The sequence below is a fragment of the Dinoroseobacter sp. S76 genome (assembly GCF_049801095.1).
Lineage (GTDB): Bacteria > Pseudomonadota > Alphaproteobacteria > Rhodobacterales > Rhodobacteraceae > Dinoroseobacter.
Genome location: NZ_JBNAGH010000002.1, coordinates 99,957 through 122,416, shown reverse-complemented (window position 1 = coordinate 122,416; position 22,460 = coordinate 99,957). Strand labels below are relative to the sequence as shown.

The 22,460-nt window shown below is 63.7% G+C and carries 23 protein-coding genes; 10 read left to right on the top strand and 13 right to left on the bottom strand.

Annotated elements, in window-relative coordinates; genetic code table 11:
• Nucleotides 1–20: 20 nt before the first annotated feature.
• Nucleotides 21–1,187, bottom strand: coding sequence for a tRNA 2-thiouridine(34) synthase MnmA (gene mnmA / locus ACP153_RS06370; protein ID WP_424970145.1), 1,167 nt, complete (start codon nucleotides 1,185–1,187; stop codon nucleotides 21–23).
• A gap of 128 nt (nucleotides 1,188–1,315) precedes the next feature.
• On the opposite strand from mnmA, the gene ACP153_RS06365 reads away from it, so the two are divergent.
• From ACP153_RS06365 to ACP153_RS06345, 5 genes are all read left to right on the top strand, one after another.
• Nucleotides 1,316–1,594 carry a DUF1153 domain-containing protein gene (locus ACP153_RS06365; protein ID WP_424970144.1) on the top strand — a complete coding sequence of 93 codons (279 nt, stop codon included), beginning with the start codon at nucleotides 1,316–1,318 and terminating at the stop codon, nucleotides 1,592–1,594.
• 98 nt (nucleotides 1,595–1,692) lie between these two features.
• On the top strand, nucleotides 1,693–2,406 hold the full coding sequence (ctrA, locus tag ACP153_RS06360; protein ID WP_424970143.1) for a response regulator transcription factor CtrA: 714 nt from the start codon (nucleotides 1,693–1,695) through the stop codon (nucleotides 2,404–2,406).
• 157 nt (nucleotides 2,407–2,563) lie between these two features.
• Nucleotides 2,564–4,687, top strand: coding sequence for an NAD-dependent DNA ligase LigA (gene ligA / locus ACP153_RS06355; RefSeq protein ID WP_424970142.1), 2,124 nt, complete (start codon nucleotides 2,564–2,566; stop codon nucleotides 4,685–4,687).
• Nucleotides 4,684–6,774, top strand: coding sequence for an ATP-dependent DNA helicase RecG (gene recG, locus ACP153_RS06350; protein ID WP_424970141.1), 2,091 nt, complete (start codon nucleotides 4,684–4,686; stop codon nucleotides 6,772–6,774). The genes ligA and recG overlap by 4 nt, the downstream gene beginning before the upstream one ends.
• A gap of 103 nt (nucleotides 6,775–6,877) precedes the next feature.
• Nucleotides 6,878–7,000, top strand: coding sequence for a hypothetical protein (locus ACP153_RS06345; protein WP_424967381.1), 123 nt, complete (start codon nucleotides 6,878–6,880; stop codon nucleotides 6,998–7,000).
• 169 nt (nucleotides 7,001–7,169) lie between these two features.
• Here ACP153_RS06345 and ACP153_RS06340 read toward each other — a convergent pair whose 3' ends face one another.
• Genes ACP153_RS06340 through ACP153_RS06330 form a run of 3 tightly spaced genes read right to left on the bottom strand, consistent with a single transcriptional unit; the run spans nucleotide 7,170 to nucleotide 10,601 of the window.
• Nucleotides 7,170–8,642 (bottom strand): carboxypeptidase M32, encoded by a 1,473-nt coding sequence (locus ACP153_RS06340; protein ID WP_424970140.1) that lies wholly within the window; start codon nucleotides 8,640–8,642, stop codon nucleotides 7,170–7,172.
• Nucleotides 8,639–9,793, bottom strand: coding sequence for a heme A synthase (ctaA, locus tag ACP153_RS06335; RefSeq protein WP_424970139.1), 1,155 nt, complete (start codon nucleotides 9,791–9,793; stop codon nucleotides 8,639–8,641). The genes ACP153_RS06340 and ctaA overlap by 4 nt, the downstream gene beginning before the upstream one ends.
• Before the next feature lie 52 nt (nucleotides 9,794–9,845).
• Nucleotides 9,846–10,601 carry an RNA methyltransferase gene (locus ACP153_RS06330; RefSeq protein ID WP_424970138.1) on the bottom strand — a complete coding sequence of 252 codons (756 nt, stop codon included), beginning with the start codon at nucleotides 10,599–10,601 and terminating at the stop codon, nucleotides 9,846–9,848.
• A 104-nt stretch (nucleotides 10,602–10,705) separates the two neighbouring features.
• On the opposite strand from ACP153_RS06330, the gene ACP153_RS06325 reads away from it, so the two are divergent.
• A complete protein-coding gene (locus tag ACP153_RS06325) occupies nucleotides 10,706–11,326 on the top strand; it encodes a thiamine phosphate synthase (protein WP_424970137.1) in 621 nt (206 codons plus the stop codon).
• A gap of 12 nt (nucleotides 11,327–11,338) precedes the next feature.
• On the opposite strand, the gene hisI is transcribed toward ACP153_RS06325, so the two are convergent.
• Nucleotides 11,339–11,698, bottom strand: coding sequence for a phosphoribosyl-AMP cyclohydrolase (gene hisI / locus ACP153_RS06320; RefSeq protein ID WP_424970136.1), 360 nt, complete (start codon nucleotides 11,696–11,698; stop codon nucleotides 11,339–11,341).
• A 61-nt stretch (nucleotides 11,699–11,759) separates the two neighbouring features.
• Here hisI and ACP153_RS06315 point away from each other — a divergent pair, with 61 nt between their 5' ends.
• A complete protein-coding gene (locus ACP153_RS06315) occupies nucleotides 11,760–12,209 on the top strand; it encodes an iron-sulfur cluster assembly scaffold protein (RefSeq protein ID WP_424970135.1) in 450 nt (149 codons plus the stop codon).
• A 70-nt stretch (nucleotides 12,210–12,279) separates the two neighbouring features.
• Here ACP153_RS06315 and ACP153_RS06310 read toward each other — a convergent pair whose 3' ends face one another.
• From ACP153_RS06310 to ACP153_RS06285, 6 genes are all read right to left on the bottom strand, one after another.
• Nucleotides 12,280–13,584 carry a branched-chain amino acid ABC transporter permease gene (locus ACP153_RS06310; protein WP_424970134.1) on the bottom strand — a complete coding sequence of 435 codons (1,305 nt, stop codon included), beginning with the start codon at nucleotides 13,582–13,584 and terminating at the stop codon, nucleotides 12,280–12,282.
• A complete protein-coding gene (locus ACP153_RS06305; protein ID WP_424970133.1) occupies nucleotides 13,581–14,591 on the bottom strand; it encodes a branched-chain amino acid ABC transporter permease in 1,011 nt (336 codons plus the stop codon). The genes ACP153_RS06310 and ACP153_RS06305 overlap by 4 nt, the downstream gene beginning before the upstream one ends.
• The gene (locus ACP153_RS06300) at nucleotides 14,591–14,953 is read right to left on the bottom strand and encodes a hypothetical protein (RefSeq protein WP_424970132.1); all 363 of its coding nucleotides are present in this window, start codon (nucleotides 14,951–14,953) and stop codon (nucleotides 14,591–14,593) included. The genes ACP153_RS06305 and ACP153_RS06300 overlap by 1 nt, the downstream gene beginning before the upstream one ends.
• A gap of 3 nt (nucleotides 14,954–14,956) precedes the next feature.
• Nucleotides 14,957–15,787, bottom strand: coding sequence for an ABC transporter ATP-binding protein (locus tag ACP153_RS06295; protein WP_424970131.1), 831 nt, complete (start codon nucleotides 15,785–15,787; stop codon nucleotides 14,957–14,959).
• Nucleotides 15,788–15,857: 70 nt separating this feature from the next.
• Nucleotides 15,858–16,634, bottom strand: coding sequence for an ABC transporter ATP-binding protein (locus tag ACP153_RS06290; RefSeq protein WP_424970130.1), 777 nt, complete (start codon nucleotides 16,632–16,634; stop codon nucleotides 15,858–15,860).
• Between the two features lie 61 nt (nucleotides 16,635–16,695).
• On the bottom strand, nucleotides 16,696–17,889 hold the full coding sequence (locus ACP153_RS06285; protein WP_424970129.1) for an ABC transporter substrate-binding protein: 1,194 nt from the start codon (nucleotides 17,887–17,889) through the stop codon (nucleotides 16,696–16,698).
• A gap of 220 nt (nucleotides 17,890–18,109) precedes the next feature.
• Here ACP153_RS06285 and ACP153_RS06280 point away from each other — a divergent pair, with 220 nt between their 5' ends.
• The 3 genes from ACP153_RS06280 to ACP153_RS06270 all read left to right on the top strand — a co-directional run bounded on the left by ACP153_RS06280 (nucleotide 18,110) and on the right by ACP153_RS06270 (nucleotide 20,616).
• The gene (locus tag ACP153_RS06280; RefSeq protein WP_424970128.1) at nucleotides 18,110–19,219 is read left to right on the top strand and encodes a PQQ-dependent sugar dehydrogenase; all 1,110 of its coding nucleotides are present in this window, start codon (nucleotides 18,110–18,112) and stop codon (nucleotides 19,217–19,219) included.
• A 253-nt stretch (nucleotides 19,220–19,472) separates the two neighbouring features.
• Nucleotides 19,473–19,622 carry a hypothetical protein gene (locus ACP153_RS06275; protein WP_424970127.1) on the top strand — a complete coding sequence of 50 codons (150 nt, stop codon included), beginning with the start codon at nucleotides 19,473–19,475 and terminating at the stop codon, nucleotides 19,620–19,622.
• A gap of 115 nt (nucleotides 19,623–19,737) precedes the next feature.
• Complete coding sequence (locus tag ACP153_RS06270; RefSeq protein WP_424970126.1) at nucleotides 19,738–20,616, top strand: sulfotransferase; 879 nt, start codon at nucleotides 19,738–19,740, stop codon at nucleotides 20,614–20,616.
• 170 nt (nucleotides 20,617–20,786) lie between these two features.
• Here ACP153_RS06270 and ACP153_RS06265 read toward each other — a convergent pair whose 3' ends face one another.
• Nucleotides 20,787–21,362, bottom strand: coding sequence for a hypothetical protein (locus tag ACP153_RS06265; RefSeq protein WP_424970125.1), 576 nt, complete (start codon nucleotides 21,360–21,362; stop codon nucleotides 20,787–20,789).
• Nucleotides 21,363–21,457: 95 nt separating this feature from the next.
• Nucleotides 21,458–22,375, bottom strand: coding sequence for a GlxA family transcriptional regulator (locus ACP153_RS06260; protein ID WP_424970758.1), 918 nt, complete (start codon nucleotides 22,373–22,375; stop codon nucleotides 21,458–21,460).
• Nucleotides 22,376–22,460: the final 85 nt, after the last annotated feature.

Below are 22,460 nucleotides of genomic sequence, written 5' to 3'. Positions count from 1 at the left end.
TCCGCTAGTGCCGAACCGCCTCAAGCGCCGCGCCAGATCCAGCCACCGCCCAGAACCCGCGTGCCCTCCGGGTCGTAGAACACGCAAGCCTGTCCCGGCGAGACGCCTTCCTCGGGCGTCAGCAGCTCGACGGTTGCCTCAGTCTCGGAGATCGGGCGTAGGATCGCCTCCCGCGGGGGGCGGGTGGAGCGGACCTTGACCGCAAGCGGCCATTCCGACCGGCTCATGAGGGGCGCATCGCCCAGCCAGTTGATCTCCCGCAGGGGCACGGTGCGCGTGCTCAGCGCTTCCTTCGGGCCGACGACCACGCGGCGCAAATCCGGGTCGAGCTTGACCACATAGAGCGGTGTCTCCAACCCGCCGATCCCGAGACCGCGACGCTGGCCGATCGTGTAGTGGATCACGCCGTTATGCTGCCCGCGCACGCGGCCTTCCATATCCACGATCTCCCCGGGCTCGCCTGCGCCTGGACGCAGCTTTTCGATCACTGCGGCGTAGTTGCCATTGGGCACGAAACAGATGTCCTGGCTGTCCGGCTTGTCGGCCACGCTCAGCCCGTGCCGGGCCGCAAGGGCGCGGGTTTCGGCCTTGGAGGTCAAATGCCCGAGCGGGAAGCGCAAGTAGTCAAGCTGCTCCTGCGTGGTGGAGAACAGGAAATAGGACTGGTCGCGATTGGCATCCGCCGCACTGTGCAGCTCGGCCTTCTGCGTGCCCATTTTCCTTTGAATATAATGGCCTGTGGCCATGCAGTCTGCGTCGAGATCCTTGGCGGTCTCCAGAAGGTCGCGGAACTTCACCCGCTCATTGCAACGGATGCAGGGCACCGGCGTGGCCCCCGCCAGGTAGCTGTCTGCGAACTCATCTATGACGGCTTCCCGGAAGGTGTTCTCATAGTCGAGCACGTAATGGGGAAAGCCCATCTCCTCGGCCACCCGGCGCGCGTCGTGGATGTCTCGCCCGGCGCAGCAGGCCCCTTTTTTGGCCAGCGCAGCCCCGTGGTCATAGAGCTGCAAAGTCACGCCGACCACATCATAGCCCTCCTGAGCGAGCTCGGCGGCCACAACGGAGCTGTCCACGCCTCCGGACATCGCCACGACCACCCGGGTTTCGGCGGGCGGCTTGGCAAATCCGAGCGAGTTGAGGCCGGTCGCAGTATCGACCGCGGCAGAGACAGGGGAGGCTGTCATGGGGGATCTCCTGAGGAATGCTCGGAATATAGTTAAATGCTGAATACTCTCAAGAGCCCGCTTCACCCTCGCTTAACGCTGCTGGCCGAAATTGACCTTGTCTGAGGGACAAGAGGGATTTTGGTACGATGTATATGAGAAAAGACAAGGGTCCTGCCTCCGTGACCCTGCCGGATGGCAGTATCATGACGCGGTCGGATCTGCCGGATCGGGAAACCCGGCGTTGGGTGGCGAGCCGAAAAGCGGCGGTCGTCAAGGGTGTGATGTCCGGACTGATCTCGCAGGAAGAAGCCTGTAAGTTGTATGGGTTGTCGGAGGAAGAGTTCGGCTCTTGGATCTCCGCAATCGAAAGCTTCGGTTTAAAAGGGCTCAAAGCGACAAAGTTACAAGAGTATAGACAACCTTAGGTTGTTTTGCTTAAGTTCCCGTTATCGGTAACTCGCAGTTAACCATTTACCTCCACAGTGTGCGTTAACCAATGCGAGCCGAAGCGGAGAAATGGCAAATGCGCATCCTAATCATCGAAGACGACCCGACCACGGCGAAAAGTATCGAATTGATGCTGACCCACGCCAATCTGAACGTGTACTGCACGGCGATGGGCGAAGAAGGCATCGATCTGGCCAAGCTGTATGACTATGATCTCATCCTGCTTGACCTCGGTCTGCCGGATATGACCGGGCATGAGGTGCTGCGTCAGATCCGCCTTGCGCGGATCGAAACGCCGATCCTGATCCTGTCGGGTGCCGATGATACGGAAAGCAAGATCAAGGGCTTCGGCTTTGGGGCGGATGACTATCTGACCAAGCCGTTCCACCGGGAAGAATTGGTTGCGCGGATCCACGCGATCATCCGCCGCTCCAAGGGGCACTCGCAGTCCGTGATCAAGACCGGCGATATCCTCGTCAATCTCGATGCCAAAACGGTTGAGGTCGAGGGGATGCAGGTGCATTTGACCGGCAAGGAGTACCAGATCCTCGAGCTGCTTTCCCTGCGCAAGGGCACCACGCTGACAAAAGAAATGTTCCTCAACCATCTCTACGGCGGGATGGATGAGCCGGAACTGAAAATCATCGACGTCTTCATCTGCAAGCTGCGCAAGAAGCTCAGCCAGGCAACAGGCGGCGAAAACCATATCGAGACCGTTTGGGGCCGCGGCTATGTTCTGCGCGACCCGGATCCGGTCGAGGCACCGACACCGCAACTGGCCACTGGCTGAAGTCCATCACTCCGCGTCGTCGTGATCTGGACCGCGTCTCGGGTATCCGTGGCGCGGTCTTTTCTGTGCAGGGCACGCTTTGCGGCAAACCCGTCTGGACCTCGGACACGGCCCTGCTATTCCTTTTCTCCAAGTGAGCGGACGAGAGGGGGAAGAGATGGCGCAAGCGTCACCTCAGATTGCGGAGCTGAGCGAAGAGGAAGCGCGCGCGGAACTGGCGCGCCTCGCCGAGACGCTGGCCGCCGCGAACAAGGCCTATCACCAGGACGATGCGCCCGAGATTTCCGATGCCGATTACGACGCGCTCAAGCGTCGTAATTCCGAAATCGAGGCCCGCTTCCCCGCGCTCAAACGGTCCGACAGCCCCAGCGACCAAATCGGCGCCCCGGTGTCCGAGACCTTCTCCAAGGTTCAGCATGCGGTCCGAATGCTGTCGCTCTCCAACGGGTTTTCGGACGATGACATCACCGAATTTGATCAGCGCGTCCGGCGGTTTCTGGACTTGGCCGAGGATGCGCCCTTGGCCTATACGGCTGAGCCGAAGATTGATGGGCTTTCCCTCTCGCTCCGGTATGAAAAAGGTCATCTGGTTCAGGCCGCGACCCGGGGTGATGGCAGCACCGGCGAGAATGTCACCGCCAATGCCCGCACGATTGACGATATCCCCGAAGAGATTTCGGGCGCGCCGGACATTCTCGAAGTGCGCGGCGAGGTCTATATGAGCCATGCGGATTTTGAGGATCTCAACGAACGCCAAGAGGCGGCTGGTGCCAAGCGTTTTGCCAATCCGCGCAATGCGGCGGCGGGCTCGCTCCGGCAACTCGACGCCGAGATTACCCGGGCGCGGCCGCTGCGCTTCTTCGCTTATGCTTGGGGCGAGACCTCCGCGCCTTTGGCTGACACTCAAAGCGATGCCATCGCGCGGTTCGAAACCCTCGGGTTCAGCACCAATCCCTTGACCAAGCGCTGTCTCGGACCGGCGGAGATGCTTGCCCACTACGCCGGGATCGAAGCGCGCCGCGCCACGCTCGGCTATGACATCGACGGCGTTGTCTACAAGGTGGACGACCTCGCGTTGCAAGGCCGTCTGGGGTTTCGCTCGACAACACCCCGCTGGGCGATCGCCCATAAATTTCCGGCGGAACTGGCCTGGACGCGCCTCGACGGGATCGACATCCAGGTGGGCCGCACGGGCGCCCTGAGCCCCGTGGCCCGGTTGACGCCGGTGACCGTGGGCGGGGTCGTCGTCTCAAACGCGACCCTTCATAACGAGGACTACATCGCAGGGCGTGACAATACAGGTGCCGACATCCGCGGCGGCGTCGATATCCGTGTTGGCGACTGGGTTCAGGTCTATCGCGCGGGCGATGTCATCCCGAAGATCAAGGATGTGGATCTTAAGCGGCGCCCCGAAGACGCAGTTCCCTTCGCGTTTCCCACCACTTGTCCCGATTGCGGATCGGATGCGCCGCGCGAGCCTGGAGACGCGGTCCGGCGTTGCAGCGGCGGCTTGATCTGCCCGGCCCAAGCAGTTGAAAAACTGAAACACTTCGTGTCACGCGGCGCGCTGGACATCGAAGGCCTCGGCGCCAAGCAAGTGGAACAGTTCTACCTTGATGGCTGGATCCGCGAACCGGCCGAGATTTTCACCCTCCGCGCGCGATTTGGCGAGGGGCTGCAGCAGCTCAAAAACCGCGAAGGCTGGGGCGCGAAGAGCGCCGAGAACCTGTTCAACGCGATTGATGTGGCGCGGACCGCGCCTCTGGCCAAGGTGCTCTTCGGCCTCGGGATCCGCCATATCGGCGAGAGCGCTTCGGGGCTTCTGGCCAACCACTATGGCACGATGGAGGCCGTTCTGGCCGCCGCCGATGCGGCACAGGACGAAGACAGCGAGGCCTGGGCGGATCTCTTGAACATCGATGGGGTGGGGGAGGTGATGGCGCGCGCCCTTGTCACGACCCTGACCCAGGAGGCGGAGCGCGCCTCGATTGACCGGTTGCTGGCGGAAGTATCTCCAGCCCCTGCCGCGCCTCGGGACGTGCAGGATTCTCCCGTTGCCGGCAAGACGCTGGTCTTCACCGGTACGCTCGAAACCATGTCCCGGGCTGAAGCCAAGGTCACTGCCGAGGCGCTTGGCGCGAAGGTTGCTGGCTCTGTCTCCAAGAAGACCGATCTGCTGATCGCGGGGCCGGGGGCTGGATCCAAGGCCACCAAAGCGGCGGATCTGGGGGTCGAGGTGATTGACGAGACGGCCTGGCGCGCTTTGGCGGGGCTCGCGTGAGCGGCAGGCCCGACGCGCTTTTCCCGCTCTTTGCGGAGCTGGAGACACTGCCCGGGGTCGGCAAGAAAACCGCCCAGACCTTCGCGCAGATGGATGTGGCGCGCCCCCGCGACCTCGTCTTCACCTTGCCCCATACGGGGATCGAACGTCGCCCTGTCGAGACGGTTCAGGAAGGGCCATTTCCCAGCGTGATGACGGTGCCCGTCACGGTCCTGCGGCACCTGCCGCCCACCGGGCACGGGCGCCCTTACCGGGTTGAGGTGCAGGATACGGCCACGACGATCACGCTGGTTTACTTCCACGCGCGGGCTGCGTTTCTGCAGTCCTTGCTCCCCGTGGGCGAAGTCCGGATCATTTCAGGGCGGGTCGAGCTCTATGACGGGCAGGCGCAAATGCCCCATCCCGATCACGTCCTTACGCCCGAGGAGGCCGATACGCTGGGCGGTTTCGAGCCGGTCTACCCCCTGACCGCGGGGATCACCCAGAAGACCATGCAAAAGGCGGTAACGGGCGCGCTTGAGAGGGTGCCCGAGGTTGCGGAATGGGCCGATCCCGCGCTGGTCTCGCAGGAGAGTTGGCCGAGCTTTGCAGAGGCGCTCGCCACGGCGCACACGCCCCAGAGCATGCGGGACCTGACCGCAGAGACCCCGGCCCGGCGGCGGCTGGCCTATGACGAACTGCTCGCGCATCAGACCACGCTGGCCCTGGCGCGCGCCCATCGACGCCGCAAACCCGGGCGCGTGTTGGAGGGCACCGGACGTCGCGTGCGCCCGGTTCTGGACGCACTGCCCTATACGCCCACCGGCGCGCAGCAGCGCGTGATCGCCGAGATCACCGAGGATCTGGCCGGGCCGCACCGGATGAACCGCCTCCTGCAAGGCGATGTGGGCGCAGGAAAAACCCTTGTGGCGCTGGTCGCGATGCTTCTGGCGGTGGAGGCGGGCGCGCAGGCGGTGATGATGGCCCCGACCGAGATCCTCGCGCGCCAGCATCTCAGCGCCCTGCGCCCTTTGGCCGAGGCAGCCGGAGTGGTGGTCGATGTGCTGACCGGACGGGACAAGGGCAAGGACCGGGCCGCGAAGCTTGCAGCGCTCGAGGCCGGGGATATCCACATCCTCGTCGGCACCCATGCTGTGTTCCAGGACGATGTCGCCTTCCACGATCTGGGTCTTGCCGTGATCGACGAGCAGCACCGGTTTGGCGTGCGTGAGCGCATGCGGCTCGGGGCCAAAGGGGCCGCGGTGAACGTGTTGGTGATGACGGCCACACCGATCCCGCGCTCCCTGGCGCTGGTGACCTATGGCGATATGGATGTCTCGATCCTTGACGAAAAACCGCCCGGGCGCACGCCGGTCAAGACGGCGCTGGCCTCGGCGGCGCGGCTGGATGAGTTGGTCGATCATCTGGGCCGCGCCATGGAGGACGGGCGGCAGGCCTATTGGGTTTGCCCGCTGGTGGAGGAAAGCGAGACCCTGTCGCTCACAGCGGCGGAGGAGCGGTTCAAACGCTTGCGCGCGCGCTTCGGCGAGGAACAGGTCGGGTTGGTCCATGGCCAGATGCCCGTGGCCGAAAAGGATGCTGCCATGGCGCGCTTCGTGGCGGGTGAGACCCGATTGCTCGTGGCGACGACCGTCATCGAAGTGGGCGTGGATGTGCCCAATGCTTCCATCATGGTGATCGAGGGGGCGGAGCATTTCGGCCTCGCGCAGCTCCACCAGTTGCGGGGCCGGGTGGGGCGAGGGAGCGCGGCCTCCACCTGCCTGCTGCTTTATGCGCCGCCCTTGGGCGAGACGGCGGAGCGGCGCCTCAAACTGATGCGGGAGACCGAGGACGGGTTCCGGATCTCGGAGGCTGACCTTGAGATGCGCGGAGCAGGCGATCTGATCGGGACCGCCCAATCCGGCCTGCCACGGTTTCGCATTGCGGATCCGGAGCGGCAGGCGGGTCTGATGGCCATGGCGCAAAGCGATGCGCGCGCCTTTCTGGTCCAGGACCCCAAGCTGCAGACCCCACGCGGCGAGGCTCTGCGCATGCTGCTTTGGCTGACCGGACAGGACGAAGCGATCCGTTTAATTTCCGTGGGTTAGACGTCTCCGACTCATTTTGTTCACACCTGTTCTTAAAAAGTTCTTTACTTTGAGGGCGGGAAATGAGAACAAAAGGTCAACAACGGAACATATGGAGGCAAAGATGCTCGCAGAGATTAAGACAATCATTACCCGCGCACCGGTGTCTCTGGCTCAGGATGCCACTGGCGCTCTGGCGATCACGGTCGTCTTTGCCACCCTCCTGCACGTGCCCGTTCTGTTCTGATCTGCCTGCGGTCCGCCGTGTTTGGTTCCCCGGCGTTCGGGCCCCCACCCGACGCCCTGATCCCGTGCCGCCTGCCTGCGTTGCTGGATCCGAGATTGCCTGTCTCGCACCAACACTCTTGATCCGCTGCCTGGCCGCCGCCTCTCCCCAGAGTGCGGCGGCTTTTTTCTTAGAGCCGGTAGATCTCGGCGAATTTCGCGTCGAGATAGTCGAGAAGCGGCGCCTCGCTCGGCGCGTGGCCGCAGGCCGCCTCGATGGTCTCGGCCGGCATGCGCAGGGCGCCATGCTGCTGCAGCGCGTCGCGCAACCAAGCGGTGCATGCCGTGGCATCGCCCGCCGCCAAGCCGGCCTCCCAGTCGGGCAGATCCCGCTTCATCGCGTCGAACAGGCAGCCCGCATAGAGATTGCCCAGCGAATATGTCGGGAAGTAGCCAAAGAGGCCCACGGACCAATGCACATCCTGCAGGACACCATTGGACGGCTTGTCCACGGCCACGCCGAAATCGGCCTCAAACCGCGTGTTCCAGGCTTCCTCCAGATCCGCCACATCCAGTCGACCTGAGATCAGCTCCCGCTCCAGATCAAAGCGCAGCATGACATGGAGGTTGTATTGCACCTCATCCGCTTCGGTGCGGATATAGCCGGGGGTGACGCGGTTGACCGCGCCATAGAAGGCCTCCGCATCGCCGATCCCGAGATCGCCAAAGCGCTCCGTCATCTGATCGAACAGCCAACCTGTGAAGGCACGACCGCGGCCCAGCTGGTTCTCATAGATCCGGCTTTGGCTCTCATGCACCCCCATGGAGGCGCCGCGCCCGATCGGCGTCAGCAGATGGGCCGCATCTACCCCCTGCTCATAGGTGGCATGGCCGACCTCGTGGATCGTCGAATAGAAACAGTTGAACGGATCGGTCTCGGCCACGCGCGTTGTGATCCGCACATCGCGGCCCGAGCCCGAGCTGAAGGGATGCACCGCCAGATCGATGCGCCCGATATCGAGGTCATACCCAAAGGCCAGCGCGAGGGATTTCGACAGCGCCAGCTGGCCGTCCTCCGCAAAGCTTCCCTGCAGCGGGGCAGGGGCGTGATCCGTGCCCAGCACCCGGTCGCGCAAGGACACGAGACGCGGGCGCATCCTGTCGAACAGTGCTGCGATCCCGTCCTCGGTCGCGCCGGGCTCGTAATCTTCCAGCAGTGCGTCATAGAGCGCGCCATCGGTGGCGAGGGCTGCAGCTTCCTCCCGGCGCAGATCCACGACCTCGCGCAGAACGGGCAGGAAGGCAGCCACGTCATCAGCGGCGCGCGCCGCGGCCCATTTGCCTTGGGCCAGGGACGTCACACGCGCCAGCTCGGCTGCGAGCCGCGCGGGCACCTTGGTGTTGCGCGCATAGCTGCGGGAGATCTCGCGCAGATTGGCCGCGTCCACGTCGGTCTCGGGCTTGGCCGCTTCCAACCACGCCCCAATGCGCGGATCGGTGCGGCGGGCATGGAGCACCCCCTCCATCGCGGCCATCTCGGCGCTGCGCTGCTCGGCGGCACCTCGGGGCATCACCGTTTCCTGATCCCAGCCGAGGCGACCTGCGACCTCGCTCAGGGCTTCGGTGTCGCGCTGGAACGCCATCAGCTCGGTCAGGGCGGTCATGCGGTGCTCCCCCGGATGGATGTGGCAATGGGATAGCGTGCCCGGAACCGCGCGCGCAGGATGAGGCAGATCGTGACGACGGCGCCGAACTGGTGGGCGATGGCCCAGGTCCAGGGCGCCGCGTTCAGTACGGTGACGATGCCGAGGGTCATCTGACCAAAGAGGATCACGGCCACCCAGTCAAAGGCGTTGCGCGTGGTGGGATGGGCGCTGCGCCGCGACCGCCACCAGACAAAGAGCCCCACGAGCAGAAGCAGATAGCCCACCATCCGGTGGTTGAATTGCACGAGCCCCGGGCTTTCGAAGAAGTTGCGCCAACCGGGCGTGAACTCCCACATATCGATGGGCAGAAACCCTCCGGCCATGAGCGGCCAATCGGTATAGCTGCGCCCGGCATCGATCCCGGCCACGAGCGCGCCGAGCAGGATCTGGATCGCGGCGAGGCCCAGCACCCAGCTTGCCCCGGTCACCAACCCAGCCTCACCCGAGCGACGCGCCTGCAGAAGGTCCCGCTCAGGTCGCCCCAGCGCCATGACGTACCAGGCGATCATCCCGAGGATCAGGAACGCGAGGCCGAGATGGGTCGCCAACCGGTAGGAGGCCACGTCGAGCATGGTGCCGGTCAGACCGCTGGAGACCATCCACCAGCCGATCGCGCCCTGCAGACCACCGAGGATGCCGAGGCCAAAAAGGCGCCCAGTCCAGCCCGGCGGGATCTGGCGAAAGACGAGAAAGCCGAAGAACCCGAGCGCCCAGACAAGGCCAATCACCCGGCCCAATTGCCGATGACCCCATTCCCACCAATAGATGAACTGGAATTCGGTCAGGCTCATACCCTTGTTTTGCAACTGGTATTCCGGGATCGCGCGGTAGCGTTCGAACTCCCGCGCCCAGTCCTCGGCGTTGAGCGGCGGGATCGCACCGCTGAGCGGGGCCCATTCGGTGATCGACAGGCCACTGTCGGTCAGGCGGGTCAGCCCGCCCACAGCGATCATGATCACGACCAGCGCAAAGAGCAGCATCAGCCAGACACGCACCGCCCCGCGCGCACCGGTCCGGGCCGCGCGGTCGATCACCCCGGGCGAGACCGGAGCCGGGGCCGCCTGAGCATCGGTGCCGACCTCTTCGAAAATGCTGCGTTTCTTACTCATGCGTCGCCTTTCTCGTAGCTGCTGCGGAGAGTATGCGCGGGGTTTGCGGGCTTCAAGATGACCCGCCCGACTTGTCCTTCCAGCGCGCGAGTTGCCGCAGCATCCCGTGGAAGGTCTGCACATCCACAAGGGTCAGCGGCAGGCGCGACAGCATGTTGCGCAGGTTGAGCTTCATATGGGCGGCCTTGTGGGGCGGGAAGAAGAACCCGGCCTCTTCGAGCCGTTCCTCGAAATGGTCGCCGAGCTTCTCGACTTCCTGCCCATTGGCAAAGCGCGTGCCCGCGAATTCCAGCACTTCGGGGGGCGTCTCGGTGACCTGACGTTCCCACTCATAGGCCGTTAGCAGCACGCATTGGGCGAGGTTGAGCGACGGAAAGGCCGGGTTGACGGGCACCGAGACAATGGCATTGGCGAGGGCGATATCGTCATTCTCAAGCCCGGCACGCTCCGGCCCGAACATCACCGCCACCCGCTGACCACTGGCAATCAGGGCGCGGGCCTGGGTCATCGCGTGCTCCGGCGTGACCACGGGCTTGGTCAGATCCCGGGACCGGGCCGTGGTGGCAAAGACATAGTCCACATCCCGGAGCGCCTCTGCCGTGCTGTCATAAAGCCCGGCCTCATCCAGGAGCCGCCCCGCACCGCTCGCCATGGCCACGGCCTTCTCACTGGGCCAGCCGTCGCGCGGGGCGACGACGCGCATCCGGTCGAGCCCGAAATTCCACATCGCGCGCGCAGCCCCCCCGATATTCTCGCCCATTTGCGGGCGCACGAGGACAAAGGCGGGTTGTGTGGGTGCGGTGCTCATGGCCCGCGTGATAGGGCTGGCCGTGCCGGGGGGCAAGTGCTGACAGGTATTGGTCATTTCCCGCGGCTGGGTCTATACGGGGGCGACAAGAACAGGAGCCTGTCATGGCCGACGCCCCCGAGCAGCCGCAGCTTTATCTCATCACCCCGCCAGAGGTGGAGCTTTCGAGCTTTCCGGGCCGATTGGCGGCGCTTTTGGACGCGGTCGAGATTGCCTGCCTGCGCCTCTCGCTGGCGACGCGGGATGAGGACCGGATCGCGCGCGCAGCCGATGCCTGCCGCGAGGTGGCCCATGCCCGGGATGTGCCGCTCGTGATCGACAGTCATTTCCTGATGGTGGAGCGATTGGGGCTCGATGGGGTGCATCTGAGCGACGGGGCACGCTCGGTCCGCAAGGTCCGCAAGGAAATAGGGGCCGAGGCCGTGGTTGGCGCCTGGTGCTGCGCCTCCCAACATGACGGGATGAGCGCGGGCGAGGCGGGGGCGGATTACATCGCCTTTGGCCCCGTGGCGGCGGGACTGACCGGGGCGGGCGAGGTGGCTGAGGCGGATCTTTTTGCCTGGTGGTCGCAGATGATCGAATTGCCCGTGGTGGCCGAGGGCGGCTTGACCCCGGAGGTTGTGGAGGCTCTGGCCCCTGTGACGGATTTCTTTGCCATCGGGGAAGAGATTTGGGGCGCCGAGGATCCGCTCGGCGCGCTCAAGGCCCTGACGGTCGCGCTCTGACGCGCGGCAGGCTCACGCCATCGGCGCCATCTTCTCGACCTCGACCCCGTCCTCAACCGCCGTGTAAAAGCAGCTCCGCCGGTTCGTGTGACAGGCAGCCCCGACCTGATCGACCATGACCAACAGGCAGTCGCGGTCGCAATCCACGCGGAAATCGCGCAGGGTTTGGATATGGCCCGAGGTCTCGCCCTTGATCCAGAAGGACTGGCGCGAGCGGGACCAATAGGTGACGCGGCCGGTCTCCAGCGTTTTGGCCACGGCCTCGGCATTCATCCAGGCCATCATGAGAACTTCGCCGCTTGTCGCGTCCTGGGCGATGGCGGGTATCAGACCTTTGTCGTTATAGCGCAGGCTTGCGGGATCGAATTTCATATGCTCCTCCTTAACAGAGCCGATTTGCGGTCTATCTACGACGGGACCCGGAGGAAATACCATGTCTGATACGGACCTGATCAAACTCTATTCCCAGCGCATCCTGGGACTGGCCGCCGCCATTCCCCATACGGAACGGCTGAGCAATCCGGATGCCTCCGCCAAGAAGCGCTCGCCGCTTTGCGGGTCCACCGTGACCGTGGATGTGCAAGTGGCGGATGGCCGTGTGGCGGCTTTCGGGCAGGATGTGAAGGCCTGTGCCCTGGGTCAGGCGGCGGCCTCGGTTCTGGGCGGAGCAGTGATCGGGCGGAGCCTGCCAGAGCTGGAAGGCGCGCGGGACGCGCTCAAAGCCATGCTGAAGGAAGATGGGCCCGTGCCAGCGGCGCCTTTTGACGGGTTCGAGGTTCTGATCCCGGCCAAGGACTACAAGAACCGCCATGCCTCGATCCTTTTGGCGCTGGACGCCACTGTCGCGGCCATGCGGGAAGCCGAAAGCGCGGCCTGCGCCTGAGGGATTGGAGGGCCAGCCCTCCAAACCTCCCGGGATATTTCCAGACTTAAGAGAGGCGCCGTGTGGCGCCTTACTTTTCGGGGATGAGGCCGCGCGGGCTGAACCGCAGGACGAGCAGCAGAACGAGCCCCATGGTGAAGAGGCGCATATGGGCGGCGCTGTCGAGGAGGTGGTCCTTGAGCGCGGAGCCTTCGGCCATGCCGGCTGTGATCCAGAGCATGAGTTGTTGGCCCATGGGCTCCACCTGAATCCAGAGGAACCAGATCAGGAAGCCGCCCAGGATCGCCCCCCAATTGTTGCCCGACCCGCCGACGATCACCATCACCCAGATCAGGAAGGTAAAGCGCAAAGGCTGGTAGGAGGAGGGGATGAGCTGGCTCTCCATCGTCACCAGCATTGCGCCTGCGATGCCGCAAATGGCCGAGCCCATGACGAAGATCTGCAGATGGCGGCGTTTGACATCCTTGCCCATGGCCTCTGCAGCGGTCTCGTTGTCGCGGATCGCGCGCATCATCCGGCCCCAGGGGGATTTCAGCGCGGCCTCAAGCAGGAAGAGCAGGAGCAGGAGCACGCAAGCAAAGAGCCCCGCATAGGCGAGCTTGACCGCGATGGAGGAGGCGACGACCGGGTCAAAGCCCCAGCCGGTCATCCTCTCGACAAAGCCCGGGTCGTTCTGCAGGTCGATCTCATAGGGGACCGGGCGGGGGATCGAGACGACGTTCTTCACGCCCCGGCTCAGCCAGTCCTCGTTCTTCATCACCGCGATCACGATCTCGGCGATCCCGAGGGTTGCGATGGCGAGGTAATCTGAGCGCAGGCCGAGGGCGGTTTTGCCCACGACCCAGGCGGCCCCCGCGGCGAGCGCGCCGCCAATGGGCCAGGCCAGCAGAACGGGCAGGCCCAACCCGCCGAGATAGCCGGTACCCGCAGGGTTCACCGCCTCGACGGCTGCGACGGCCGGATCAAAGAGGGCGCGGAAGGAGAAGAAGCCACCGATCAGGATCGCCATCATGGCAAGCGTCCGGGCCCGGCTTGCCGCCATGCGTTGATAGGTCAGGATCGCCGCGGCGAGCACGATGAGGGCCCAGGCCAGCGCAAGGATCAGGCGCAGCCCGCCCGCGGACCAGGCCTCACCCACGGGAGGCATGGAGACGAGGACCACGGCGAGCCCGCCAAGGGCCGCAAAGCCCATGATCCCCACATTGAAGAGCCCTGCATAGCCCCATTGCATGTTCACGCCGAGCGCCATGACCGCCGAGATCAGCCCGTAATTGAGGATGGTGAGGGCGACGTTCCAGCTTTGCAGGACCCCGGTCCCGACGATCAGCAGGGCGACAAGGCCAAAGAGCCCCAGATTGCGCAGATTGATCGTCATACGGATTTCCCTTTGAAGAGGCCCGTGGGCCGGAAGAGCAGCACGATGATGAGAATGGCGAAGCTGACGGCGAATTTGTAATCCGTGCTCAGGAGCTGGACGAGCCCGTCTGGCTCCAGCGCCTCCGGGAGGAGGTATCCCAGCACCTTCTTGAAGGCGTAGGTGATTGTCACCTCGGAAAAGGCGATCACGAAGCCCCCGGCAATCGCGCCGAGCGGATTGCCCAACCCTCCGACGATGGCGGCAGCGAAAATCGGCAGGAGGAGCTGGAAATAGGTGAAGGGTTTGAAGGACTTGTCGAGGCCGTAGAGCACACCTGCCACGGTCGCGAGGGCGGCCACGATCAGCCAGGTCACCATGACCACCCGCTCAGGATTGATGCCCGAGAGCAGCGCCAGATCCTCATTGTCCGAAAAGGCGCGCATGGATTTGCCCGTCCGCGTGCGGTTCAGGAACCAGAAGAGCAGCGCCACCACGATCACCGCCGTGACCACGGTCAGGCCCTGGGTCGTCTTGATCGCGAGGCCTTCGCGCAGCCCCGTCATCTCACGGAAATCCCGCGCCGAGATGATGAACCGCGCGCCATCGCTGAAGCGTTGATCATCCGGGCCAATGATAAAGCGCACCAGCGCGTTCATGATGAACATCACCCCGAGGGAGGCGATGACGAAGATCACCGGCACGGCCTTTTGTTGGCGGTAGAAGCGGTAGACCAGCCGGTCGGTCCCCACCAGCAACAGCCCCGTGACCGCGATCCCGAAGGGCAGGGCGAGGAGCGCTGTGGGCAAGGGGCCGAGGCTGATCCCCATGGCCTGAAACGCCCAGGTGAACAGGATCGTGACCATGGCGCCAAAAGCCATCGTGTCCCCATGGGCGAAGTTCGAAAACCGCAGGATCCCATAGATCAGCGTCACGCCAAGGGCGCCAAGGGCCAGCTGACTGCCATAGGCCGTGGCCGGGACCACGACAAAGTTCAGGAAGGCGACGAGCGCGTTGAGAAAATCCATCACTCCGCCTCGCAGGTGCCGATATAGTTCACCATCAGGGGGCCTTCGTCGATATGCACTGCAAGCCGCGCCTCCGCGCCGTTCAGGGTCAGCATGTACCCGGCGCTTTCCGCGTCGAAGAAGAACTGCCGCCGTTCCGGCCCGCCGCGCAGGGCATAGCCCGGGAAGCTGCCCGCATCGGTTTCTGCAACAAGCCGAGAGGTCACCGTCGCTTGTGTCTCAGGCAGGCTGAGCCGCATCTCGAAGCTCGAGGGCGCGCAAGCCTCCCCCTCAAAGCACTCCGTCTCGAAACGGCATAGTGTCTGCGCCGAAAGCGGCGTTGCCAGGGTAAGGGTAAGGATCAAAACTAGAAACGCGCGCATCCTTCAGCCTCCCAGGAACGACTTGCGGACATCCGGATCGGCCAGAAGCGCCTGCCCGGTATCGGTGTAGCGGTTGCGTCCTTGGACGAGCACATAGCCTTTATCCGCGATTTCAAGGGCTTGGCGGGCGTTCTGCTCCACCATGAGGATCGATATCCCCGTGCGCGCAACCTCGATGATCCGGTCAAACAGTTCATCCATCACGATGGGGCTGACCCCGGCGGTGGGCTCATCCAGCATCAGGACCTGCGGCTGTGTCATCAGAGCGCGCCCCACGGCGACCTGCTGGCGCTGGCCGCCCGAGAGCTCGCCAGCCGGTTGCCGCCGCTTGTCCCCGAGGATCGGGAAGAGCTCGTAAACCTGCGCAATCGTTTGCGAAATGTCGTCCCGGCGCAGGAAAGCCCCCATCTCGAGGTTTTCCTCCACGCTCATGGAGGTGAAAATGTTGTGGGTCTGGGGCACGAAGGCCATTCCCTTGGCCACACGGGCCTGCGGGGTGAGCCGCGTGATGTCTTCCCCATCCAACCGCACCGCACCCGTGTGGATGTTCAGCATCCCGAAAACAGCCTTCATCGCGGTGGACTTGCCCGCGCCATTGGGCCCGACAATCACCGCGATCTCGCCCTTGTCCACCGAGAGCGTGCAGGCATGGAGGATATCCGCCCCGCTGCCATAGCCGCCGGTCATGGCGTCCCCGATCAGGAACGGCTCCCCGGCCTGCGCGACCCCGCCCGGAGAGGTCGATTTCCCCGCAGACATTGTTCCACCGGGCCGAGGATTGGCGATGGAGGCATCCTTGTTGCCACGCGCATCCTGATAGGGATTGCCGCTCATGGCCGCCCTCCATTCCGCGCCTTGGGCTTCATTGTTCCACAAATACTCAAATCCCACCCTCTCATGGGGTTCAGGCGCTCGCCTTGTTCTTGAGCCCGGTGCCGAGATAAGCCTCGATCACCTGCTCATTCGATTTGATCTCGTCGATCGTGCCCTGGGCCAGTTTCTTGCCTTCGGCCATCACGATCACCGGGTCGCAAAGTTTTCCAATGAAGTCCATGTCATGCTCGATGACGCAAAAGGTATAGCCGCGCTCTTTGTTGAGCCGCAGGATAGCATCCGCGATGGTCCCAAGCAGGGTGCGGTTCACCCCGGCGCCGACCTCATCCAGAAAGACGATCTTGGCATCCACCATCATGGTGCGCCCCAGCTCCAGCAGCTTCTTCTGCCCGCCCGAGAGGTTTCCGGCCTTCTCGTTCTTCAGATGATCGATCGTCAGGAACTCGAGCACCTCATCGGCCTGCTTCAGCAAAGCCGCCTCTTCCTGCGCGATCCGGCGGCGGTTGAACCAGGCGTTCCACATGGTCTCGCCCGATTGCGCGCCGGGTACCATCATCAGGTTCTCGCGCACGGACATGGATCCGAACTCATGGGCGATCTGGAAGGTGCGCAGCAGGCCTTTGTGAAAGAGCTCATGAGGTGGCAGGCCTGTAATGTCCTCGCCTTGCATGGTCACCGTGCCGGAGGTCGGTTTAAGATTGCCGGCAATCACATTGAAAAGCGTGGTCTTTCCGGCGCCGTTGGGGCCAACAAGCCCGGTGATCGAGCGCTCGGCAATCTCGAGCGTCGCGCCATCGACCGCACGGAAACCGCCGAAATGCCGATGCAGGTTTTCAACCTTGATCATATATGCCTCATGCCAAACAGCCCGGGGCGGACCCGGGCTGTTTGCTTTGCATCTGGAAAGGTTAGCGGAAGCGCACCGTGGTGACCAAGCCGTCCTTCATTTCCATCTCGCGGTAATTGCCCGCGGATTCGCCGCCGCCGATCAGCTCAACGGCTGAGGCGCCGATATAATCGATCTCGCCGCCGCTCTTGAGGATCTCCAGCGCTTTGCCAAGTTCCCCCGGCAGGATCGGTTCGCCCGGCGCATTGGCCACGGCCATGACGTGATCTTTGTAGTCGCCCGGCTCGGCAGAACCTGCGGCCTGCATGGCCAGCATGATCAGCGCGGCGGCATCATAGCTCTCGGCCGAGAAAGGCGAGGTCGGATCGAAGGCATCGCCAACCATCTCGGCATAGACCTGCGCGCCGGAGCTGTCGGTGCCCGGGTTCTGACCGAAGGAGCCGTCGATATCGCTGCCGAAGTTTTCTTCCAGCGCGACGGAGACCATGCCATCGGGCAGCACGAAGGTGTCAAAGGCGCCAGTGTCGAGCGCTGCCTGGATAATGCCCGAGCCGCCCTGATCCACATAGCCCGCAACGACGAGGATCTCGCCCCCGGCAGAGGCCAGCGCGCCGACTTCGGCCGAGTAATCCGCCTTGCCATCCTCGTGGGAGGCGTTCAGCGTCACGGTTCCACCCGCGGCCTCAAAGGCAGCCGCAAAGCTGTCGGCGAGACCCTTGCCATAGTCGTTATTGGTGTAGGTCACCGCGACTTCCTTGAAGCCCCGGTCCATGATCACCTCGGTCATCACCACACCCTGACGGGCATCGGACGGCGCGGTGCGGAAGAAGAGGCCATTGTCTTCGACCGTCGACAAAGCCGGCGACGTGGCGGAGGGCGAGATCATCACGACCCCGTTCGGCATGGCCACATTGGACAGGATCGCGCCCGTCGCGCCCGAGCACATGGCCCCCATGATGCCCTTCACGCCCTCGGCGGTGATCAAACGCTCCGCCGTGGCGGTCGCGGCACCGGCGTCGATGCAGGTACTATCGCCGCGCACCGGGGTCACCTTGGCCCCATCCAGCAGCATGCCGCTTTCGGTGACTTCGGCCATCGCCATCTCGGCACCCATGGCCATGGGCGGCGCCAGCGATTCCAGCGGGCCGGTAAAGCCGACGGAGATGCCGAGCTTGATCTCGTTGGAATGGCCGGCCGCGAAGGCGGTGCTGGCCATGGCAGCTGTCGCGACGGATGCGAGTAGCAGCTTTTTCATATATCTCTCCCGTGTTGGATCTTGATGTCCTGAGCTGAGGCTAATTCGGCCCATTCCGATTGAAAAGAGGTGGAACGCGGCTTTCCCTAGGGTCGCCTGCAACAAAACCCGGGTTTTTTATCGATTGCCCCCGAGGCCGGGTCACAGTCTGCGGCGCAGCTGTTGGCCCGGAGCGCGACACGCCTATCTGAGAAAGGAGTGTCGCAACCGGAGACGTCCCATGATCCGACCCGCCCTGATCTCCCTCGCCCTGATGGTTGGCGCGCCGATGGCTCTGGCCACGGAGGGCGAACGCCTGACGACATCCGCCGGACAGGTGGAGGTCACGCGGATCGTGCCAGATCTCGACGAGCCCTGGGCCTTTGGCTTCCTGCCCGAAGGCGGGGTGTTGATCACCGAACGCGGCGGGCGGCTCTGGCATGTCGATCCGGATGGGCAGCGCCAATCGGTCAGCGGTCTGCCACGGGTCGCGCGGGGCGGGCAGGGCGGTCTGCTGGATGTGCTGATCCCCCGGAACTTTGCCCAGACGCGGCAGATCGTGCTGACCTACGCCCGGCCCCAAGGCTCCGGCGCGGGAACCGCCGTCGCGGTGGCGACCCTGTCCCAGGATGGCGCCCGTCTGGACGACACCACGACGATTTTCGAGACTGAGCCCGGGGATCGCGGCGGGCGGCATTTCGGCTCCCGCGTCGTGGAGGGCCGGGATGGCTTTCTCTATGTCACGATCGGCGATCGCGGCGATGATGACAGCGCGCAGGATCTGGGCACCCAGAATGGCAGTGTGATCCGCATTGGCCGCACGGGCGGCGTGCCCTCGCGCAATCCGTTCATCGACACAGCCGGCGCCCAGCCGGAAATCTGGTCCTATGGCCATCGCAACCCCCAGGGCGCGACCCTCGACCTGGAAGGCAATCTCTGGGTCGTTGAACATGGCGCGCGGGGCGGAGATGAAATCAACCCGATCCGCCGAGGCGCGAACTATGGCTGGCCGGTAATCTCCTACGGGCGCCACTATTCTGGCCTGCGGATCGGAGAGGGCAACTCCAAACCCGGGATGGAGCAACCGGCCCATTTCTGGGACCCCTCCATCGCGCCCTCGGGCATGATGATCTATTCCGGGGCGCTCTGGCCCGAATGGCGCGGAGACTTCTTCGTCGGCAGCCTGAAATTCGGCTACCTCTCCCGGCTGGAGGCGGGCAGTTTTGCCGAGGAAGAGATTGAGGGCGACAGCACCGCGCGCCTGCGCGATGTGCGCGAAGGCCCCGATGGGGCGATCTGGTTTCTCAGTGTCGGGAACGGTGCGCTCTATCGCATGACACCGGCGCAATAGCGCCGCGGGCCTCGCCGATACCAAGCGTTTCCGTATCGACAAAACTGATACAATCCGGGACATCCGCCAGAAATATTTCCAATCTAGACAGTTCCTCACACGACGACGCGGCTCGATCCCAAAGCTCCGCAGCGCCGTGTTGTATCAGTAACGCCCTGTTTTTAGGGCAATTGAGGAGTAGACCATGCCTGAAGATAGCGGCTTTTCGTTTAAGTTTATCAAGAGTAACGGTGAAAGAGGGGATGAGGGCGACATGATCAATGACGCCATCGCCCGCTATCTCGAGACAGAGTTTTCGCTGTCCGAGAGCCGCGCCAAGACACCGGTCGATACCGGTCGCGACGTGGATTGGGACGGGAATGTGCCGCCGGATTTCGGCGACGGGTTCGAGTTCATGCTCTAGCCAGTCCCTGCGTGGACCAAAGCACGCAAACCTCGCTTACAAAACGTAGCTTCGGTCGATCGCGCCTCTGCCAAGGGGCCGGTCGGCTGAACGCTTTTTTGAGGAAGGCTTCACGATGACCAAATACGGCACTGACAGGCTGGATGGCAAAACCCTGCTGGTTTGCATCGGGGCGGCCAAGACCGGGACAAGCTGGCTGCACCGCTATCTCGATGGGCGCGCGGATGTGGCGGTCTCTCCCTTGAAGGAAGTGCATTTCTTCGACGCGAAATTTCCCGAGCACGCGCTTGGCGATCCGGACCGCCTGGCCATGAAACGGCTCGCGTTCCACATGCAGGCCGCGGCGACCACGCCCGAGGCCCTGCGCGACGACCCGCTTCTGCAGGCGAGCCTCGACCGGGTTCAGATGATTTACGACCCTCAGGCTTACTTCGACCATTTCGCGCGGCTTGCGACCGATCAGACCCGGGTGATCTGCGATATCACGCCGGGCTATTCGACGATCGGGCAGGCCGGGTTCGCCTATCTGAAGGCCTTCTGCGCGGCGCGGGGGCTCCGGGTGAAAATCCTCTTTCTCATGCGGGATCCGGTGACCCGGCTCTGGTCGCAGCTCCGCCATCTGCAACAGTTGAGCGCCGAGAATGACGCCTTGCGCGACTGGTCCCGTCTTGCCGGTCACCCGGCGGTTCGGGCGCGCGCGGATTACGCGCAGATCGTGGCGGGGTTGGACGCGGTTTTCGACGCGGAAGACCTGCTGCATCTCTTCTATGAAGACATGTTCGACGCCCCGGCCTTGCGCCGGCTCAGCGGGTTTCTCGACCTGCCGTTTCAAGCCCCCGGTGATGCGCAAAGCGTGAACGAAACGCGCGTCAAACTGGATCTTCCCACGGCGGCCCATGATGCGTTTTGCAGGGATCTGGCGCCGCAATACCAGTTTTGCCAAGCACGGTTTGCGGGTCACGTGCCTGCGTCCTGGCTGTCTCAGGCAGTTTGACGACGGGCCCATCCCGCGGCTGCCCGTGACACAAAGAACAGAGCAGCGGCCCCACCACGGTTCGCTGCTCTGCCGGGGTGTCCTGAGCGGTCAGGGTCAGCGCTGGAACAACGCTGGCGGGATCATGACCGCGCGGACATCCCTTGTCTCAAACCTGTCTCAGGTCTCTCTCAGGCCGAGCCCTTGCGCCGTTTGGCAAAGCCAAGCGCGCCGAGACCGCCCAGAAGCAGAAATGCGGGCATCGGCAGCGGCACCGGGCTCGTCTCGTCGATGCGGATATCGTCATAGCCAAAACCCGAGGGCTCCCCCACCGGGGTCAACAGAACACTTGTGGCCTGATCGAGACCGGCAATGGTGTAGAAATCCTTGGTCTCGCTGACGAAGTCAAAGCTGTTGAAGCTGTCCATCACCATGCCGGAGGCGGTGGTGAAGGTCAGGGCCAGCGAGGAATTCGGCCCTTCATCGGACACGATGTTCATCGAGAACATGTCCGTCGCGTTGGGGAACACGATCTCCAGCGGGTTGCCGCAATCACCGGGCTGACAGGACAGGACATAGGTCGTGCGCGTGCCGGGATTGTCGTCAAAGATCCGCACCTCCGAAGGGGCGGTCGTGTTGAACGTAAAGCCATCCACCGTGAAGGTGGTCCCGTTAAAGCTGGTGGGTTGGCCTTCGAAATCGACCGACGCGGCGAGCGCGGGGCCAGAGATGCAAAGCGCGAAAAGCGCAGCAAGCAAAGTTTTCATGGTTAAATACTCCTATAGGACCCACGATCGTCTGCGGGTGCTCGGAGGTTGGCAGCGCTGGCGTTAGTTCGGCGTCAGGACAGCGTTGGGACCGATCAGACCGACAAACGGCCCGATTGGGCGCCGCGTTCGCGATAGGGCGTGGTGTTGTACTGCGACCGGTAGCATTTCGAGAAATGGGACGGGGAGGTGAAGCCACAGGCCAGCGCCACATTGATCACGCTCATATCCGTCTGCATCAGCAGGTTGCGCGCCTTCTGCAGGCGCAGCTCCATGTAGTACCGCTTGGGCGAGCGGTTGAGATAGCGCCGGAACAGGCGCTCGAGCTGCCGGGTGCTCATCCCGATATCGGCGGCGAGCGTCGAAGGGCTGATCGGCTCCTCGATATTGGCCTCCATCATCTGGATGACCTTGCTGAGTTTGGGATGCCGCACCCCGATCCGCGTGGGTGTCGAGAGGCGTTGGGTATCCTGATCCGTGCGGATGGTGGTGTAGATCAACTGATCCGCCACCGCGTTGGCCAGGTCCTCCCCATGGTCGTCGGCGATGATCTTGAGCATCAGGTCGATCGAGGCCGTGCCGCCAGCGGTGGTGTAGCGATTGCCATCCATCACGAAGACCGATTTCGTCAGTTCGATCTCGTCAAACTCCTCAAGGAAGCTGTCATGGTTTTCCCAGTGGATCGTCGCCCGCTTGCCATCGAGCAATCCGGCCCTGGCCAAAGTATAGCCCGCCGTGCAGAGCCCCGCCGTCACCACACCGCGCCGGGCCTCACGCCGGATCCAGTTCAACAATGTCTTGGTGGACGCGTTTTTTACATCCAGCCCGCCACAGAGGAACACCACGTCATCGCGGCTCAGTTCTTCGAGATCCATGTCGAGCTTGAAGCCCACACCCGCCGAACAATAGGCAACCTCGCCGCCTTCGCCCGCAAGGCTCCAGGTATAGAGCCTTTGGCCCGACATCCGGTTGGCAATGCGCAGAGCCTCCACGGCGGAGGCAAAGCAGAGCATCGTGAAGTTTTCCAGCAGGACAAAGACATAGCGCTTGGGCCGCAGCAGGGCCGCGGGCTCCAGATTGCTTTTCACGCGCGAGAGC

Bases quoted from the DNA above. Each gene is read 5' to 3' on its own strand.
- ACP153_RS06295 (WP_424970131.1), bottom strand. From the start codon at position 15,787: ATGAGCGGCAATCCCTATCAGGATGCGCGTGGCAACAAGGATGCCTCC.
- ACP153_RS06280 (WP_424970128.1), top strand. From the start codon at position 18,110: ATGATCCGACCCGCCCTGATCTCCCTCGCCCTGATGGTTGGCGCGCCG.
- ACP153_RS06315 (WP_424970135.1), top strand. From the start codon at position 11,760: ATGTCTGATACGGACCTGATCAAACTCTATTCCCAGCGCATCCTGGGA.
- mnmA (WP_424970145.1), bottom strand. From the start codon at position 1,187: ATGACAGCCTCCCCTGTCTCTGCCGCGGTCGATACTGCGACCGGCCTC.
- ACP153_RS06285 (WP_424970129.1), bottom strand. From the start codon at position 17,889: ATGAAAAAGCTGCTACTCGCATCCGTCGCGACAGCTGCCATGGCCAGC.
- ACP153_RS06305 (WP_424970133.1), bottom strand. From the start codon at position 14,591: ATGGATTTTCTCAACGCGCTCGTCGCCTTCCTGAACTTTGTCGTGGTC.
- ACP153_RS06275 (WP_424970127.1), top strand. From the start codon at position 19,473: ATGATCAATGACGCCATCGCCCGCTATCTCGAGACAGAGTTTTCGCTG.
- ctrA (WP_424970143.1), top strand. From the start codon at position 1,693: ATGCGCATCCTAATCATCGAAGACGACCCGACCACGGCGAAAAGTATC.
- hisI (WP_424970136.1), bottom strand. From the start codon at position 11,698: ATGAAATTCGATCCCGCAAGCCTGCGCTATAACGACAAAGGTCTGATA.
- ACP153_RS06345 (WP_424967381.1), top strand. From the start codon at position 6,878: ATGCTCGCAGAGATTAAGACAATCATTACCCGCGCACCGGTGTCTCTG.
- ACP153_RS06365 (WP_424970144.1), top strand. From the start codon at position 1,316: ATGTATATGAGAAAAGACAAGGGTCCTGCCTCCGTGACCCTGCCGGAT.
- ACP153_RS06260 (WP_424970758.1), bottom strand. From the start codon at position 22,375: ATGCTCTGCTTTGCCTCCGCCGTGGAGGCTCTGCGCATTGCCAACCGG.
- ACP153_RS06330 (WP_424970138.1), bottom strand. From the start codon at position 10,601: ATGAGCACCGCACCCACACAACCCGCCTTTGTCCTCGTGCGCCCGCAA.
- ACP153_RS06270 (WP_424970126.1), top strand. From the start codon at position 19,738: ATGACCAAATACGGCACTGACAGGCTGGATGGCAAAACCCTGCTGGTT.
- ACP153_RS06325 (WP_424970137.1), top strand. From the start codon at position 10,706: ATGGCCGACGCCCCCGAGCAGCCGCAGCTTTATCTCATCACCCCGCCA.
- ctaA (WP_424970139.1), bottom strand. From the start codon at position 9,793: ATGAGTAAGAAACGCAGCATTTTCGAAGAGGTCGGCACCGATGCTCAG.
- ACP153_RS06265 (WP_424970125.1), bottom strand. From the start codon at position 21,362: ATGAAAACTTTGCTTGCTGCGCTTTTCGCGCTTTGCATCTCTGGCCCC.
- ligA (WP_424970142.1), top strand. From the start codon at position 2,564: ATGGCGCAAGCGTCACCTCAGATTGCGGAGCTGAGCGAAGAGGAAGCG.
- ACP153_RS06310 (WP_424970134.1), bottom strand. From the start codon at position 13,584: ATGACGATCAATCTGCGCAATCTGGGGCTCTTTGGCCTTGTCGCCCTG.
- ACP153_RS06340 (WP_424970140.1), bottom strand. From the start codon at position 8,642: ATGACCGCCCTGACCGAGCTGATGGCGTTCCAGCGCGACACCGAAGCC.
- ACP153_RS06300 (WP_424970132.1), bottom strand. From the start codon at position 14,953: ATGCGCGCGTTTCTAGTTTTGATCCTTACCCTTACCCTGGCAACGCCG.
- ACP153_RS06290 (WP_424970130.1), bottom strand. From the start codon at position 16,634: ATGATCAAGGTTGAAAACCTGCATCGGCATTTCGGCGGTTTCCGTGCG.